The following is a 15,370-nucleotide window of genomic DNA, read 5'->3' on the forward strand; positions in this document are numbered from 1 at the left end:
ATGTCGTCCTGCAACTGCTGTTGAGCTACTTGGCGTTCGGTGCCCGCGATGTGCTGGCGGCGACGCTCATGGCCTGTTTTTCGGGACTGTGGCTGCGAGAGACTGGCTGCCGATGGACTCTTCCCGGCCGGCAACAACTGGTTGTTCGACCACGCCGAGACCGTATCCGCCGGGAACCTGGAGCGGATCGCGGCGCTGGGCGGCGGGATCAGCGTGCAGAACCGGATGCCGTTCCAGGGCACGGCCTTCGCACAGCGCTACGGGGCCGAGGCCGCCGCTCTCGCCCCGCCCGTCACCGACATGCTGCGACACGGTCTGCCCGTCGCAGCGGGCACCGACGCCACGCGCGTCTCCTCGTACAACCCGTGGGTGGCCCTGCACTGGCTGGTCACCGGTCGGACCGTCGGCGGTGCGACCCTGCGCCCGGCCGGGCAACGGGTCTCGCGCGAACAGGCCCTGGAGCTGTACACCCTCGGCGGGGCGCGGCTCACTGGCGAGGAAGAACACAAGGGCGTCCTCGGCGAAGACCGGTTCGCGGATTTCGCCGTCCTGTCCCACGACTACTTCGCCGTTCCGGCCGATGACATCCCGCACATCGAGTCCCTGCTGACCGTGGCCGGCGGCCGGATCGTGTATGCCGCCGGTGAGTACGAGGGCCTGGACGAGACCCTTCCGCCGGTCAGCCCCGAGTGGGGCCCGGTTGCACACCTCGGCGGCTACCAGGCTTCGCCGCCGCCCTCGGTGGCCGGCGCCCGCCAGGCCGATCTGCTGGCGGAGGCGGTCGCCGCCTCCGAGCAGCACCGCCGTTGGAGGGCCGCGCGCGGCTTCGCCCCGGAGGAGCCGCCCGCCTTCCTCGATCCGTGCTTCGTCCTCTGACCCGCCCGCACACCCGCCCACATACCCGGTCCCTTCCGCTTCCCACACCGTTCGCCTCCGAGAGGAACCCCTCATGTCCGACTTCAACTTCGACCTCGACGCCGTCACCGCCGCGCCCAGCCGCGATCTGCTCACCCCCGACAACGCGATGATGCTGTTCGTCGACCACCAGCCGCAGATGTTCTTCGGCGCCGCCAGCACCGACCGCGTCGCCGTCATCAACGCGACGGTGGGCCTGGCCAAGGCCGCCCGGGTCTTCGACGTACCCGTCGTACTGTCCACCGTGGCCGCCGAGTCCTTCTCCGGACCGATCCTGCCGCAGCTGCGCGAGGTCTTCCCCAAGCACGACGTCATCGACCGGACCTCGACACCGCCTCCGCCGACCGCGGACCGCGGACCGCGGACCGCGGACCGCTGCTGATCATCTCCGGCGAGAAGGACCACACCGTCCCCTGGGCCATCGCCCATGCCTCCTACAAGAAGCAGGCCCACAACGCGCACGCGGTCACGGAGATCACCGAGGTTCCCGGCCGCGGCCACTCCCTGACCATCGACCACGGCTGGCGCGAGGTCGCCGACGCCGCCCTCGCCTTCGTCCGCCGGTTCACCGACCCGACATAGCGGAGCGGCACGCGCCGGGGACCCGAGGCCCTGCTGCCGCCGCCACGGTCCGGGTCCGACCCGCCGGATCGCGTCCCGCACCGCGTCCCGGCGGGTCACCGCAGTACCGCACATCCACCGCCGCGCTCCCGCACAGGGGCCGGCACGGCCGTGCGTTCGGCGAACCCGCCGTACCCTGAAGCCCGTGCCGCGCTCCCGCCTCCACCGTGTCGCCGTCCTCGTCCTCGAGGGCGCCAAGCCGCTCGACGTCGGTATCCCCGCGCAGGTGTTCACGACGCGCGCCAGCATGCCGTACGAGGTGCGGGTGTGCGGGGCGGCGCCCGGTCTCGTGACCGGCGGCGACGGGCTCTCGTACCACGTCACGCACGGGCTCGACACGCTGGCCTGGGCCGACATCGTCTTCGTACCCGGCTACCGCTTCCCCGACCGCGAGGACCCGCCGCGGGCGGTGATCGACGCGCTGATCGCCGCCCACGAGCGGGGCGCGCGGCTCGCCGCCATCTCGACGGGTGCCTTCGCGCTCGCCGCCACGGGCCTGCTCGACGGCAAGCGGGCCACGACCCACTGGCACTACGCGCGGGCGCTGGCGGCGAAGCATCCGCACATCCGCCTCGACGAGAACGTCCTGTTCGTCGACGAGGGCAGCGTACTGACGTCGGCCGGCGCCGCCTCGGGCATCGACCTGTGCCTGCACATCCTGCGCCGCGACCTCGGGGTGGCCGCCTCGAACCACGCGGCCCGGCGCCTGGTCGCGGCCCCGTACCGCAGCGGCGGCCAGGCGCAGTACGTGCCGCGCAGCGTCCCCGAGCCGCTCGGCGAGCGGTTCGCCGCAACCCGTGAGTGGGCGCTGCACCGGCTGGGCGAGCCGCTCACCCTGGAGGCGCTCGCCCAGCACGCGGGCGTATCGCCCCGTACGTTCTCGCGGCGCTTCGCCGAGGACACCGGGTACACGCCGATGCAGTGGGTCATGCGGGCCCGCATCGACGTGGCGCGTGAGCTGCTGGAGCGCTCGGAGCGCAGTGTCGAGCAGATCGCCGACGATGTCGGCCTCGGCACCGGCGCGAATCTGCGCCTGCACTTCCACCGCATCCTGGGCACCACTCCGACGGAGTACCGGCGCACCTTCACCCAGGGCGTATAGCCCGCACCGGCCCGAGGGGGCTCGCCTCTCGGACGTGGCGAGATCCTTACGAACCATGGCGATCTCGCCGCTGTCGGGGACACGGAGCGGGGGCGAACCTGGTGGCGAACGAAAGGGACATCGCTCATGACTCGCATTGCCATCAACGGATTCGGCCGCATCGGACGCAACGTGCTGCGCGCGCTCCTGGAGCGCGAGACGGACCTCGAGGTCGTCGCCGTCAACGACCTGACGGAGCCCGCCACCCTCGCGCGGCTGCTGGCCTTCGACACCACCTCCGGCCGGCTCGGCCGCCCGGTGACCGTCGAGGGCAACGTGCTCGTCGTCGACGGCCACCGCATCACGGTGCTCGCCGAGCGGGAGCCGGAGCAGCTGCCCTGGGCCGAGCTCGGTGTCGACCTCGTCCTGGAGGCGACCGGTCGCTTCACCTCGGCCGAGGCCGCCCGTGGCCACATCAAGGCGGGTGCGCGGAAGGTACTGGTCAGCGCGCCGTCCGACGGCGCCGACGTGACGCTCGCGTTCGGTGTGAACACCGACGCCTACGACCCGGCGCTGCACACGATCGTCTCGAACGCGTCCTGCACGACCAACGCGCTGGCCCCGCTGGCCGCCGTACTGGACGACCTCGCCGGCATCGAGCACGGCTTCATGACCACAGTGCACGCCTACACGCAGGAGCAGAACCTGCAGGACGGCCCGCACCGCGACCCGCGTCGCGCCCGCGCCGCCGGCGTCAACATCGTGCCGACCTCGACCGGAGCCGCGAAGGCGATCGGCCTGGTGCTGCCGCAGCTCGACGGCAAGCTGTCGGGGGACTCGATCCGGGTGCCGGTCCCGGTGGGTTCGATCGTCGAGCTCAACACCACCGTCGCCCGCGAGGTGACGCGCGAGGAGATCCTCGAGGCGTACCGCGCCGCGGCTCAGGGGCCGCTGGCCGGCGTACTGGAGTACTCCGAGGACCCGCTGGTGTCCTCCGACATCACGGGCAACCCCGCATCGTCGATCTTCGACTCGGAGCTCACCCGCGTCGACGGCCGCCACGTCAAGGTGGTCGCCTGGTACGACAACGAGTGGGGCTTCTCGAACCGCGTGATCGACACGCTCACCCTCCTCGCCGCCGGCTGAACCGCCGGTTGAACCTCCGGTTGAACCTCGGGCCGATCCGCGAGTCGACCCGCGAGTCGATCCGCGAGTCGATCCGCGAGTCGATCCGCGAGTCGATGTGCGGGCGGCCCCGGGCCGGGCGGTTCAGAGGTTGTCCCAGATCCTGTGCCAGAAGTTGGCGCGCACGTCGCTGATCCAGTGGCGGGTGTTGCAGTGCAGCTTGCGCACCACCGGGAAGGGCTGCGGTACGGGACGCCCGCACCACTGGCACGGCTTCGTGCGCCGTGCGGGCCGGCCCGGCGCCTGCGCGCGGTTGGTCTCGGTCATGGTCACAGTGAACCGACCGGCCGCGCGCGGCGCCTCGGCGTACGTACTCGGCCCGCCCGGGCTTCCGTACTCATGCTGCGCGCTCAGCGCATGCGGGGCAGGCGGAGGCTGAGCAGAACGGTCAGCGCGATGAGGCCGAGCTGTACGAGCAGGGTGGTGGACACGGCCTCGCGCACACCCGCCGTCGGGACCAGTGCGAGGAAGAGACTTCCCAGCGTGGCGACGCCGATCGCCACGGCGGACTGCTGGGCGGTGATCATGACACCGCCGCCCGCCCCCGCCCGGTCGGCGGGCACGTCCGAGAGCATCAGGCGCATCAGCACGGGCATTTGGAAGCCCTGGCCCAGTCCTGCCAGGGCAACGCCCGGAGTGAGCGCGGCCGGGCCGAGGTCCGGCCAGCCCTGGCGGAGGGTGACCAGCAGGAGAGCGATCCCGGCCGCCTGGATGACACCGCCGGCGGTGACGATCCGGCTGCCGAAGCGGGTGATCAGGCGCGGCCCGGCGAGCGCGGCCCCGAAGAAGGCCACCGCCATCGGCGCCAGCGCCAGTCCGGCCTGCACCGGGCCCATGCCCAGGCCCTGTTGGAGGGTCACGGCGAGGACGAACATGAAGCCGCCGAACCCGATCGAGAACGGCAGCAGCAGCATCAGGCCGCGCCGCAGCGACTCCAGCCTCAGCAGGCTCGGCGGCACCAGCGGGATACGGCCGAGGCGGTCGGCCCGGCGCTCGGTGAAGTAGAACGCGGCGGCCGCGACCGGGAACACCCCGAGCGAGATCCAGGTCCACAGCGGCCAGCCCGCGGCCCGCCCCTCGGTCAGCGGCAGCAGCAGCGAAACCAGGGACAGCGCGAGCAGCAGGGTGCCCGGCACGTCCACGGCGGCGGGCCGGCCCGCGCGGGTGTCCGGGACCGAGCGCACGGCCAGGACCAGTCCCAGGATCACCACCGGTACGTTGACCAGGAACACCGCGCGCCACCCGGTGCCACCGAGGTCCGCGGCGACCAGGACGCCGCCCAGGATCTGCCCGGCGACCATGGACAGGCCGCCGGTGGCTCCGTACAGGCTCATGGCCCGGGCCCGGCGCGGGCCCTCGGTGGTGGCCTGGATGGTGGCGAGCACCTGCGGCAGCATGAGCGCGGAGGCCGCGCCCTGCGCCACGCGGGCGGCGACCAGGGTCCAGGCGTTCGGGGCGAGGCCGCAGGCGAGCGAGGTGACGCCGAAGGCGGCCATGCCGACGAGGAAGAGCCGGCGCCGGCCGAGGCTGTCGCCGACACGCCCGCCGAGGACCAGCAGGACGGCGTACGCGACGCCGTAGCCGCCGATGACCAGTTCCAGGAGGGCCGGGCCGGCCGAGAGGTCGTGCTCGATGGAGGGCAGCGCGACGTTGACGATGAAGAAGTCGATCAGGGGCAGGGCCGCGCCCAGGAGCACGGTGAACAGGCCCAGGCCGCCCAGGTGGGGCGCCGCGGCGGTGTGTGCGGGGGTGCTGCGTGCAGGGGTGGAGCGCGCAGGAGTGCTGCGTACAGGCGTGTCGCCTACAGGAGTTTGGGTCACCCTCCGACAGTCGTGCACCTGCCTGGCGGGTACCAGAGTGCGCTTATCCGGGTACCAGGACTACCTGGCAACAGGATGAGCGGTGCGGCAGGCTGGAGGCATGACCACTGTGGCTCCTGGAAGCGACGTCCGCCGGCACGAACTGGCCGAGTTCCTGCGCACCCGCCGTGAGCGGATCACCCCCGAGCAGGTCGGACTCGTACGCGGACCGCGCCGGCGTACGCCGGGGCTGCGCCGCGAGGAGGTCGCGCACCTGTCGTCGGTGGGCGTGACCTGGTACACGTGGCTGGAGCAGGCGCGCGACATCCAGGTGTCGGCGCAGGTGCTGGACTCGGTCGCGCGGGCGCTGCTGCTCGACGTGAGCGAGCGCGAGCACCTGTTCGCGCTGGCCGGGAGCCTGGACCCGGCGCCGCCCGCGGCCTGCCCCAGTGTGACGCCGGCGGTGCGGGCGTTGCTCGACCAGTTGGGCCCCATCCCGGCGTGCGTCCAGAACAGCCGCTACGACGCCGTGGCGTACAACGCCACGTACGGTCGGCTGCTCTGCGATCTGGACAGCAGGCCGCCGGAGGACCGCAACTGCATGTGGCTCGCCTTCACGGATCCCGAATGGCGGGAGGCGGTGGTCGATCTGCCGAGTACGCACCGGATCATGGCGGCGAGGTTCCGGGCGGCGATGGCCGAGCACCTGGCGGAGCCGGCGTGGACGACGCTGCTGGCCCGGCTGGAGGGGGCGTCGGCGGAGTTCCGGGAGGTGTGGGCGCGGCACGAGGTGGTCGGGGGGCAGGTCTCGAAGGCGAAGTACATCCGCAACGCGCACGTGGGCATGCTGCACGTGGAGCACACCAACCTGTGGCTCGGCCCGAGGACCGGGCCGAGGCTCGTGACGTACGTGCCGCTGGACGAGGAGACGCGGGAACGGCTGGAGGCGCTGGCGGAACTGGCCGGCGCCAGGGTTCCCGTGTCGGTCTGACGCTCTGACGAATCGGCCGCGGTCGTCATCACCCCAGGAGTGCCGAGGCGAACCACACGGCCACCAGCGGCAGCATCGTGGCCACCGCGCCGAGCACGACCCCGGTCCGCGCCCGGCGGCGGGCCGTTCCCCCGTCGTCCTGCGGGCCCCGCAGGTGCCGCAGGTCGAGCAGACCGAGGACGACCGCGAGGATCGCCACGGGGAGAACGAAGTAGACGGGCCCGAAGCGGAGCCACGCCGGGAGTCCCTCGGGCAGGAAGGGGCAGCCGATCATCGCGACGGTTGCGGCGCCCGTAACGAGAGGCACCCAGCCGCTCGGCCGCGGGCCCGTCTCCGGTGCTCGCTGCTGGCTCTCTTCCGTCTCCTGCTTCACAAAGCTCATGGCCCGCAGGCTAGTCGGGCGGGGAGCGGCTGCGCCTGGGCGCAGGTACTCAGATCTCCGTGAGCAGCAGTACCGGGGCCCGGCAAGATCCGGAAGAGACGGCCTAGGCGAAGGGGCCTTCCGTCATGAAGCGGCGCAGGTGGCGGGCGAACGCCTCGGCCTCGCCGGGGGGCCACGAGGCCAGGCTCGCGGTGATGCGGGCGGCCAGGCGCGCACGCAGCTCCGTCACGACGAGCTGTCCCCCGTCGGTCAGTACGAGGAGGTGGGCGCGCCGGTCGGTGGGGTCCGGTTCGCGGCGGATGAGGCCGGCGGCCTCCAGCCGGGAGGCCCGACGGGTGACGCCCGAGCGGTCGACCCCGGCGATCTGAGCCAGGTCGGCCGCACTGCGCGGGCCGGTCCGGGCCAGGGCGCTGAGCACGGGGTACGTCAGTTCGTCCACCGCCTCCCCCATGCCCTCCGTGAGCTGCTGGTGCAGGTGCGTGCGGGTGGTGCGCTTGAGCAGGATGCCCAGCGCGTCTGCGATCTCATGCCCGATCTCGTTGTCCACGAGAAGAGAATAGCGTGCGCAGCGCACGCATCGGTGTTACGGTGACGAAAGAGCGTGCGCAGCGCACGCATTGCGAAACGCATCCCCTCCCGCATCGAAAGGCAGCCCCATGACCCGCACCGGTATCTCCGCCGCCCTCACCGACCTGCTCCTGAGCCGCGACCTCACCGTCGAGGAGGCCGCCGACCGGCACTTCGCGCCGGAGTACCGCCAGCGCACGGACGGGGAATGGGCCGACCGGGCGGGCTTCATCGAGCACATCACCCACCTGCGCGGCGTCGTCGACCACGGCAGCGTCCAGGTGCACGAAGAGCTCTACGACGGCAGCAAGTACGCCGACCGGCACACCGTCCACATCACGAAGACGGACGCTTCGACGGTGAGCATGGAGGTCTACCTGTTCGGCGAGTTCGCCGCCGACGGCCGCTTCAGCCGTATCGAGGAGACCACCTTGATGCTCCGGGGCTCCGCCGCCGACCGCGACCTCGGCAGCGCCCGCTAGGGCGTGTCCGGCCGTTCACGGGACCACCTCGTGTGGCGTTTCGGATGTGGACATGCCTCCTCGTACGGCTCACTCCGAGCTGCGGCCCGGACCCGGACCACCGGATGCTGGACGGGATCCCTGATGTGCCCGCGAGTGACCGAGGAGCCACGTTGACATCTCTGGCCCGGATTCCACTGGAGGGCGGGGGCTCCGTACTGGTGGAGTCGACAGACGGCCTCGAGGGACCGGTGAAAGCCGGTCGCATCGGGGACGTCATCCGTGAGGTACCGCAGACCTTGCAGGAAGCCCTGGAGTCGGTCACCCAGGTCGCGCAGGCAGCCCTCGAGCAGCTGCGCAAGGCCCGACCCGACCAGATCACCGTGGAGTTCGGCGTGGAACTCGCCGTCGAGGCCGGCGCGGTGATCACCAAGAGCAAGGCGAACTGTCATCTGCAGGTGTCCGTGTCCTGGACGAACGACGATGGCTAGCACCAGGAATGAAGCGCACCCGTACTGGACGGACGTCCTGGCGAGCACCCCCGAAGAGAAGGCGACCCTCCAGGCTCCGATCACGTCCTGGCGGGCGGTCAGGGGCGGAAGCGCAGGGGGTGGTCCGGGGGGACCTCCACCACGGCGATGTGGACGCCGTCGGGGTCGGCGATCCACATTTCGATCAGGCCCCACGGTTCGCGGCGGGGAGGGCGCAGGACCTCCGCGTCCCGGCTGCGCAGGTCCTCGTACGCCGCGTGGACGTCCGCGACCTGGAGCCACAGCCGCAGCCCCGGTGCGGGCGGCTCGTCGGCACGCCCCGACACCTCGAGGAAGCCGCCGCCGAGGAAGTAGACCGTGCCGCGCTCGGGGCCCATGCCGAACTCGCGGTAGACCGCCAGCCCCAGGGTGTCGCCGTAGAAGGCGCGCGAGCGTTCGGGATCCGTCGGTCGCAGCAGCATCCTGCTGCCCAGTACGTGCACCATGGCTCCACCTTCCCTCACACGGAGTCCTGCCGGGACCGCTTCAGCGGCTTCCAGCTCCCGCGCCGGGTGCGGGCGTGCCGGTCGAGTTCCTCCAGCAGGCGCTGGGAGCGTTTGTCCACGCCCAGCTCGTCGAGCACCCGGTCGATCTCGGTGAGCAGCGCGCCGCGCAGCTGCCAGTGCTCCGGATCCTCGCGGGCGGAGGCGAGCAGCAGTTCCGCGAGCCGGTCGCGGTACGTCCGGGCAATGGCGAGTTCCCCCGTCAGGCGGGCCTCCGCCTCCTCCGCGTTGGCGCTGACCTGCGCGGTGATCAACTGGGCGAAGCTCTCCACCGCGATGGCCGTGTGGCGCCGCACCTGCCGCAGCGCGGCCGCCGTCGCCGGGTCGAACAGCGGGCCGTCGGGGCGGGCCTTGGCCAGGTCGGTCAGGGTCCGGGAGGCGACGCGGAGCACCACCGCGCAGATCTCCAGCGTGTCCAGGCCGGTGCGCAGGACCAGCCGGAAGAGCAGCCCCTCCTTGACGCGCGGGTTGAGCCGGAGGCTGTCCTCGGCCTGCCGGAGGGCGGCGTCGACCTGCGCGATGTCGTTGTCGAGGCGGCGTGCCTCGTGCAGCCGGGCCGCGGCCTGCTCGACCCGCGCCGGGCCGGCGGGGTCCTCGCCGAGGTGGTCGAGCAGCCGGCTCATGCGCTGGGCGAGGTCGGTGATGGCGGCGCCCGCGGGGCCGACCCACAGCGGGGGTGCCAGGAGCAGGTTGACCAGCAGTCCGACCACCGCGCCGATGATCGTCTCCAGGACCCGGTCCCAGGCGGTGTCCGTGACCTGGGTGACGCCGAGGACGAGCATGGCGCTGATCGCGACCTCGGGGACGAACTCGTCCACGCGCACCAGGTGGCCCACGACCAGGGAGGCGAGGATCAACAGGCCGAGGCTCCACCAGGTCAGACCCACCAGGGCGCTGAAGCCGATCGCGATCAGCACGCCGACGACCACCGAGTTCACCCGGCGGATGCTGGTGGTCAGCGTGGAGTACAGGGTGACCTGGACGACGAGCAGGGCCGTCAGCGGGGCGGTCAGTGGATTCGGCTCGCTGCTCAGGCGGAGCGCGACGACGTAGCTGATCACGGCCGCCGCGGTGGAACGCAGGGCCTGGACGGCGACCGGCTCGCGGCGACGGCGTACGAAACGGGTGGCGAGACTACTGATCGTTTCCGTCATGCGGGGCGCCTTCCCGCTGCTGGGCCGGATGACGCATGGCGTGGCCGACGGGGTCCGAGGGCTTCAGGATGGGTCGTGAGAGGAGGGTGACCGGGCCGTTCGCGGGTAGGCGGACGGTGTCCGGATCCGGTGTCCATCAGATCTGCGAGGGAGCGGCAGCCATGAGCGGTATGGAGAGCAAGCGTCAGAAGCCGGGTAAGGGTCGTGAGGAGCAGGTGCAGGAGCACCCCGGTCCGGACCCGGTCCACCCGGAGGCCAGCAAGCGCGTCAGCGGCAAGACTCCGGAGGAACTGAGGCGGCTGCAGGAGCGGAAGATGACCCGAACGGGCGACGACGACGCGGAGTAACGGCGTCCGGTCGTAGGTCGAACGGGCAGGGACCGTCGGCGGGGCTCTATTGGCCCTCGTCGTAGGTCCCTGCCTCGATTTCCAGGGCGAGCTGCTGGAGGACGCCGATCGAGGAGATGTCCGTCCGCCCGCTGTCGTGCACCATCGCGAGGCTGGTGAACGCCAGGCTGAAGCCGGAGACCATGGTGTGCAGGGCCGGACCGAGCGCTTCCGCGACCAGCGCCGCCACTTGCTGCGGAGACGCGTCGGCCGGGACGCGGATCGACGGCAGCATCTCGTTCAGGAGCAGAGTGGCCACGCCCGCCGTCGGCTCGGGGAGCTCGGCTTCGTCCGCGTCCTCCCCGGCTTCGGCGGCCCGGCGGATGTCCTGGGCGTCGGTGAGGATGCCGACGACCCGCTTGAGTACCTCTGCGCGTTCCATCTGCGGAGCGTAGCCCCGCGCCCCGGACCCGGGCGACAAAAACGAAAGGGCAAGGAGGTAACCACTCCTTGCCACTCTCAACATATAGCGCACCGGGGGCCTTGCGGCAAGGCCCCTGCAGTCCTGCACAATCTCCGTTCGAAGCCGGAACCTGACGAAATCAGGGTTTCGCGGAGTATGGGGGACCTTGTTGATCGACGTGATGATTGTCGGCGGCGGACCGACCGGGCTGATGCTGGCCGCCGAGTTGAGGTTGCACGGTGTGCGGACCGTCGTACTGGAGAAGGAGGCGGAGCCGGCCCGGTACGTCCGCGCGCTCGGCCTGCACGTGCGCAGCATCGAGGTGATGGCCCAGCGCGGCCTGCTGGAACGATTCCTCGCGCACGGCAAGCAGTTCTAGGTGGGCGGCTTCTTCGCCGGCCTCGGCACCTCGTGGCCCGACGGGCTCGACACCGCCCACTCGTACGTCCTCGGCATCCCGCAGCCCGTCACCGATCGCCTGCTGGCCGAGCACGCCACCGAGCTCGGCGCCGAGATCCGGCGCGGCTGCCGACTCGTCGGGCTGAGCCAGGACGAGGAGGGGGTGACCGCCGTGCTGGCCGACGGTACGCAGCTGCGCTCGCGCCATCTCGTCGGCTGCGACGGCGGCCGCAGTACCGTGCGCAGGCTGCTCGGCGTCGGCTTCCCCGGCGAGCCGTCCCGGGTCGAGACCCTGCTGGGCGAGATGGAGCTGGCGGCGGAGCCGCAGACGCTGGCCGCCGTGATGGCCGAGGTGCGCACGACGCAGAAGCGGTTCGGCGCGGCGCCCTTCGGGGACGGGGTGTACCGCGTCGTCGTGCCCGCCGAGGGGGTGGCGGAGGACCGCGCGGTCCCGCCGACCTTCGAGGAGTTCAAGGAGCGACTGCGGGCCGTCGCCGGCACCGACTTCGGCGTGCACTCACCGCGCTGGCTGTCGCGGTTCGGTGACGCCACCCGGCAGGCCGAGCGCTACCGGGTCGGCCGGGTGCTACTGGCGGGCGACGCGGCGCACATCCATCCGCCGACCGGCGGGCAGGGCCTCAACCTCGGCATCCAGGACGCCTTCAACCTCGGCTGGAAGCTGGCGGCCGAGGTACGGGGCTGGGCTCCGGAGGGACTGCTGGACAGCTACGAGGCCGAACGGCACGCGGTGGCGGCCGACGTGCTGGACAACACCCGCGCGCAGATGGAGCTGATGTCCACGGAGCCCGGCGCCCGGGCGGTGCGCCGGCTGCTGTCCGAGCTGATGGAGTTCGAGAACGTGAACCGGTACCTGATCGAGAAGATCACCGCCATCGGGGTGCGCTACGACTTCGGCGAGGGCCACCCACTGCTCGGCCGGCGGATGCGGGACATCGCGCTCGAGAAGGGTCGCCTCTACGAGCTGATGCACGGCGGCCGCGGGCTGCTGCTGGACGGGACCGGCCGGCTCTCGGTGGCGGGCTGGGCGGACCGCGTCGACCACGTCGTCGACGTCGTCGACGTCAGCGAGAGGCCGGCAGAACCGGAGGAACTGAACGTGCCCGCGGTACTGCTGCGGCCCGACGGGCACGTGGTGTGGGTCGGTGATGACCAGCAGGATCTGCTCGACCGGCTGGCCGAGTGGTTCGGCTCGCCCACAGCTTGAGCGGGCCCGAGAACCCCGCGCAGAATCTGCATAGACCGCTTCCGCTTCCTCACCGTTCGGTAACTCTTGGTCAGGCACACATGCCGCATGGGCTGTTCTGTACCGTTTTGACGCCCATGACTGCCGCTAGGTTCTGATCCACACCGGCGACTTCCAGCCATCGCGTGGGGATTTTCTCCTTGGGGAAGCAGTGAAGCAGTGAACGTTCGAAAGAGCCCGGGCACCCGTCGGCAGGGCCGCCGGCCGCGGCCGGTGCGGCGGTTGCCCCTCGGCTGGTCCGCCACCCTTGCCTTCGACCTGCTGGCCACCCTCCTGACCTCCCTCGGCCTGTGCGCCGTCGGCCTCCTGCTGCCCGGGATCACGGAGGACTACGGACCCACCACCGTGCCCACGTCGAAGAAGGCGCTCGCCGTCCTGGCGACCGCCCTCGCACTGATCTCGTCCCTGGCCGTGACGGCGACCCTGCTCGCACGGGCCAGGACCGATCGCTCCCGCCGGCGCGCCCTGCGGCTCTCGGCCTGCCGCCTCGCGCTCCTGGTGCTCGCCGCGGCCGCCTTCGTCGCGGTCGGCGTCTTCGAGATCGAGCTCGTCTGACCGCCTTACGCGCCGTCAGCCCGGGCCGCCCCGAAGGGAATCGCGGGCGGAGGTGTAGCCGGGACACCCCGGGGCAGGCGCGCCGTGACGGACACGGATCGATGAAGGGAGCTGTTCCCCCATGTCAGAGAACGTCTGGGCCTACCGCCTCACCATTGGCCGCCTCGCGGATGTGGACCTGTCCGGCTACAAGGTGGAGGCGACCGACGGCACCATCGGAAAGGTCGACAAGCACTCCGACGAGGTCGGATCCGCCTACCTGGTCGTGGACACCGGCCCATGGATCTTCGGCAAGGAGGTCCTCCTCCCGGCGGGCACCGTCACCGGTATCGATGTGGAGCAGGAGAGCATCCAGGTCGGACTGACCAAGGAACAGATCAAGAACGCCCCCGAGTTCGTTCGGGACGTGCACCTGCAGGACGCCGACTACCGCGAGGCACTCGGCGGCTACTACGGGTTCTTCCCGCCCCGCTGGCTGTGAGACTCGGCCGCAGCGCACGCCTTGCCACCCGGGGCGCCGGGCCACGGCATCGGCCCGGCGCCCCGGGGGTGGCCGGTCCGCCGAGCCCGGCAGTCAATAATCGGTGCGAAATCGCGCAGTATTGATGCAACTATGGTGCACCTCTTCATCGACAGGAAGGGCTTCGCCATGGAACAGCTTCCCCCTCACCCCGACAGCGAGCGGTACTCCGTCACCCTGTGCCCTCCGGCCGTCACCATCGTCTCCGAGCTGACCGCCGCGACCGGCGTCAGCAAGTCCGACGTGATCAACCGGGCGGTGCTCCTGCTCGGGTTCATCGAGCGCGAACGCGCCAAGGGCAACGACCTGATGGTCCGCGACGCGTCCGGCGCCCTGGAACGCATCCACATCATCTGAACACCACCCCCTGCGCCGTGCGCCCGGAGCGGCCCATACTGGGCGCATGGCAAGGGCGACGACGACCGTCCGGCGGATCAGACGCCACGCCGGAGAAGTGGTCTTCCTGCGCGTGGCCGGGCCCGACGGGCCCGAGAACAGGGCGCGGATCCACACGACCCCGGGACCTCGCTGGTTCGCCCCGCAGCGGCCGATCCGGCGGGTGCACGGGGACGCCTCGATGTTCATCGGGGGACTCGCCGCCCTGCTGCTCCAGTCCCTGCACCCCCTCGCGATGGCCGCAGTGGCCGCCCACTCGGGCTACCGGGGCGACCCGTGGGGCCGACTGCACCGGACCAGCACCTTCCTGGCCGTCACCACCTTCGGCACCAGCGCCGATGCCGAGGCAGCCGTGGCCCGCGTGCGCGAGGTGCACGGCCGCATCCGGGGCCGGACGGCCGACGGCGTGCCGTACCGGGCCGACGATCCGGAGCTGCTGACCTGGGTGCACATCGCCGAGGCGGACTGCTTCCTGCGGGCCCACCAGCGCTACGGCAGGCGCCCGTTGGACTCCGCGGGCTGCGACGCCTACCTCGCCGACACGGCGCGCGTCGCCCGCGCGCTGGGCGCGGAGCAGCCACCGGAGAGCGTGCAAGAACTGTCCCTGCTGATGGCGCGGTACCGGCCCGGCCTGCGGCCGACGGCGGCCTCCCGTGACACCGCCCGGTTCCTGCTGACCGATCCCCCGCTGCCGGGGGCCGCCCGGTGGCCGTACGCACTGCTCGCGGCGGCAGCGGTGGATCTGCTGCCGCCCTGGGCGAGGGCGGCCGTGGCCGCCGACGCCTCGGTCGCCGCCCGGATTCCTCCTGTTGCCGCGCGCGCCGGTGGCCACGCCGTGACGCGGGCGATCCGCTGGGCACTGCCGCCGTCTCCCCCGCTTCCGCCTCCGTCGGGCTGAGGCCGGTGCCGGCCTCAGCCGGTCAGTACTCCTCGTCGGGGTATCCCCAGCGGATCTCCGGCCGGGCGCCCTCCGCCACTTCGGCGACCGTCGCCGCGAAGACCCCCTCGAAGTGCGGTTGCCACAGGTAGAAGCGGGAGATGCCGAGCGGGAAGTCGGAGTCCCCGGAGACGAAGTAGGCTCCGTCGTCGTCCACGGCCACCCCGATGGTGACCTGGTTGGCTATGTCCTCCTCGTCCATCAACTGCTGCAGGGCGCGCACGATTTCCCAGGCCTGCGATTCTCCGGTGACCCCGGTGACGGTGAATGCAAGATCGATGTTCACTGACATGCCGGAAGGATAAACGGGGCCACCGACAG

At 71.6% G+C, this 15,370-nt stretch carries 18 protein-coding genes and 3 pseudogenes; 13 read left to right on the forward strand and 8 right to left on the reverse strand.

The features are described from left to right. Positions 1-60: 60 nt before the first annotated feature. The 4 genes and pseudogenes from IE257_RS17325 to gap all read left to right on the forward strand — a co-directional run. Positions 61-876, forward strand: a pseudogene (locus IE257_RS17325) (amidohydrolase family protein); the annotation flags it as partial. A gap of 73 nt (positions 877-949) precedes the next feature. Then, a pseudogene (locus IE257_RS17330) lies at positions 950-1,243 on the forward strand (cysteine hydrolase family protein); the annotation flags it as partial. A gap of 438 nt (positions 1,244-1,681) precedes the next feature. Continuing rightward, complete coding sequence (locus tag IE257_RS17335; protein WP_189969580.1) at positions 1,682-2,638, forward strand: GlxA family transcriptional regulator; 957 nt, start codon at positions 1,682-1,684, stop codon at positions 2,636-2,638. Positions 2,639-2,764: 126 nt separating this feature from the next. Beyond that, positions 2,765-3,763 (forward strand): type I glyceraldehyde-3-phosphate dehydrogenase, encoded by a 999-nt coding sequence (gene gap, locus IE257_RS17340; protein ID WP_189969583.1) that lies wholly within the window; start codon positions 2,765-2,767, stop codon positions 3,761-3,763. A 123-nt stretch (positions 3,764-3,886) separates the two neighbouring features. On the opposite strand, the gene IE257_RS17345 is transcribed toward gap, so the two are convergent. Next, the gene (locus IE257_RS17345; RefSeq protein WP_189969585.1) at positions 3,887-4,069 is read right to left on the reverse strand and encodes a hypothetical protein; all 183 of its coding nucleotides are present in this window, start codon (positions 4,067-4,069) and stop codon (positions 3,887-3,889) included. 83 nt (positions 4,070-4,152) lie between these two features. Then, on the reverse strand, positions 4,153-5,622 hold the full coding sequence (locus tag IE257_RS17350) for an MFS transporter (protein ID WP_189969586.1): 1,470 nt from the start codon (positions 5,620-5,622) through the stop codon (positions 4,153-4,155). Between the two features lie 100 nt (positions 5,623-5,722). Here IE257_RS17350 and IE257_RS17355 point away from each other — a divergent pair, with 100 nt between their 5' ends. Continuing rightward, entirely contained in the window at positions 5,723-6,592 is an 870-nt protein-coding gene (locus tag IE257_RS17355; protein ID WP_189969589.1) for a helix-turn-helix transcriptional regulator, read from the forward strand. 28 nt (positions 6,593-6,620) lie between these two features. Here the strand turns inward: IE257_RS17355 and IE257_RS17360 are convergent, their stop codons facing one another. Then, positions 6,621-6,974 (reverse strand): hypothetical protein, encoded by a 354-nt coding sequence (locus IE257_RS17360; protein ID WP_229920442.1) that lies wholly within the window; start codon positions 6,972-6,974, stop codon positions 6,621-6,623. A 103-nt stretch (positions 6,975-7,077) separates the two neighbouring features. Then, on the reverse strand, positions 7,078-7,521 hold the full coding sequence (locus IE257_RS17365; RefSeq protein ID WP_189969591.1) for a MarR family winged helix-turn-helix transcriptional regulator: 444 nt from the start codon (positions 7,519-7,521) through the stop codon (positions 7,078-7,080). Between the two features lie 109 nt (positions 7,522-7,630). On the opposite strand from IE257_RS17365, the gene IE257_RS17370 reads away from it, so the two are divergent. Further along, positions 7,631-8,023 carry a nuclear transport factor 2 family protein gene (locus IE257_RS17370; RefSeq protein ID WP_189969593.1) on the forward strand — a complete coding sequence of 131 codons (393 nt, stop codon included), beginning with the start codon at positions 7,631-7,633 and terminating at the stop codon, positions 8,021-8,023. 152 nt (positions 8,024-8,175) lie between these two features. Then, positions 8,176-8,493, forward strand: coding sequence for a CU044_2847 family protein (locus IE257_RS17375; RefSeq protein WP_189969595.1), 318 nt, complete (start codon positions 8,176-8,178; stop codon positions 8,491-8,493). Between the two features lie 98 nt (positions 8,494-8,591). Here the strand turns inward: IE257_RS17375 and IE257_RS17380 are convergent, their stop codons facing one another. Both IE257_RS17380 and IE257_RS17385 read right to left on the reverse strand, forming a co-directional pair. Then, positions 8,592-8,978, reverse strand: a complete 387-nt coding sequence (locus IE257_RS17380; protein WP_189969597.1) for a VOC family protein — start codon at positions 8,976-8,978, stop codon at positions 8,592-8,594. Between the two features lie 14 nt (positions 8,979-8,992). Then, positions 8,993-10,189 carry an FUSC family protein gene (locus IE257_RS17385; protein ID WP_189969599.1) on the reverse strand — a complete coding sequence of 399 codons (1,197 nt, stop codon included), beginning with the start codon at positions 10,187-10,189 and terminating at the stop codon, positions 8,993-8,995. Between the two features lie 161 nt (positions 10,190-10,350). Here IE257_RS17385 and IE257_RS17390 point away from each other — a divergent pair, with 161 nt between their 5' ends. Further along, entirely contained in the window at positions 10,351-10,536 is a 186-nt protein-coding gene (locus tag IE257_RS17390) for a hypothetical protein (RefSeq protein ID WP_051779309.1), read from the forward strand. A 46-nt stretch (positions 10,537-10,582) separates the two neighbouring features. Here the strand turns inward: IE257_RS17390 and IE257_RS17395 are convergent, their stop codons facing one another. After that, the gene (locus IE257_RS17395; protein ID WP_189969601.1) at positions 10,583-10,957 is read right to left on the reverse strand and encodes a hypothetical protein; all 375 of its coding nucleotides are present in this window, start codon (positions 10,955-10,957) and stop codon (positions 10,583-10,585) included. Positions 10,958-11,147: 190 nt separating this feature from the next. Between IE257_RS17395 and rox the strand changes: the two are divergent. The 5 genes and pseudogenes from rox (at position 11,148) to IE257_RS17420 (ending at position 15,010) form a co-directional block, all read left to right on the forward strand. Further along, positions 11,148-12,602 (forward strand): annotated as a pseudogene (gene rox, locus IE257_RS17400) (rifampin monooxygenase). Between the two features lie 198 nt (positions 12,603-12,800). Continuing rightward, the gene (locus tag IE257_RS17405) at positions 12,801-13,196 is read left to right on the forward strand and encodes a hypothetical protein (protein WP_189969604.1); all 396 of its coding nucleotides are present in this window, start codon (positions 12,801-12,803) and stop codon (positions 13,194-13,196) included. A 121-nt stretch (positions 13,197-13,317) separates the two neighbouring features. Continuing rightward, entirely contained in the window at positions 13,318-13,677 is a 360-nt protein-coding gene (locus IE257_RS17410; protein WP_189969605.1) for a PRC-barrel domain containing protein, read from the forward strand. A 132-nt stretch (positions 13,678-13,809) separates the two neighbouring features. Then, positions 13,810-14,073: a hypothetical protein gene (locus tag IE257_RS17415; protein ID WP_229920443.1), complete on the forward strand. Its 264-nt coding sequence runs from the start codon at positions 13,810-13,812 to the stop codon at positions 14,071-14,073. Positions 14,074-14,119: 46 nt separating this feature from the next. Continuing rightward, positions 14,120-15,010 carry an oxygenase MpaB family protein gene (locus IE257_RS17420; protein ID WP_189969607.1) on the forward strand — a complete coding sequence of 297 codons (891 nt, stop codon included), beginning with the start codon at positions 14,120-14,122 and terminating at the stop codon, positions 15,008-15,010. A 22-nt stretch (positions 15,011-15,032) separates the two neighbouring features. Here IE257_RS17420 and IE257_RS17425 read toward each other — a convergent pair whose 3' ends face one another. After that, complete coding sequence (locus IE257_RS17425) at positions 15,033-15,341, reverse strand: hypothetical protein (protein ID WP_189969609.1); 309 nt, start codon at positions 15,339-15,341, stop codon at positions 15,033-15,035. Positions 15,342-15,370: the final 29 nt, after the last annotated feature.

This window comes from Streptomyces avidinii, assembly GCF_014650695.1.
In the GTDB taxonomy this organism is placed as follows: domain Bacteria; phylum Actinomycetota; class Actinomycetes; order Streptomycetales; family Streptomycetaceae; genus Streptomyces; species Streptomyces avidinii.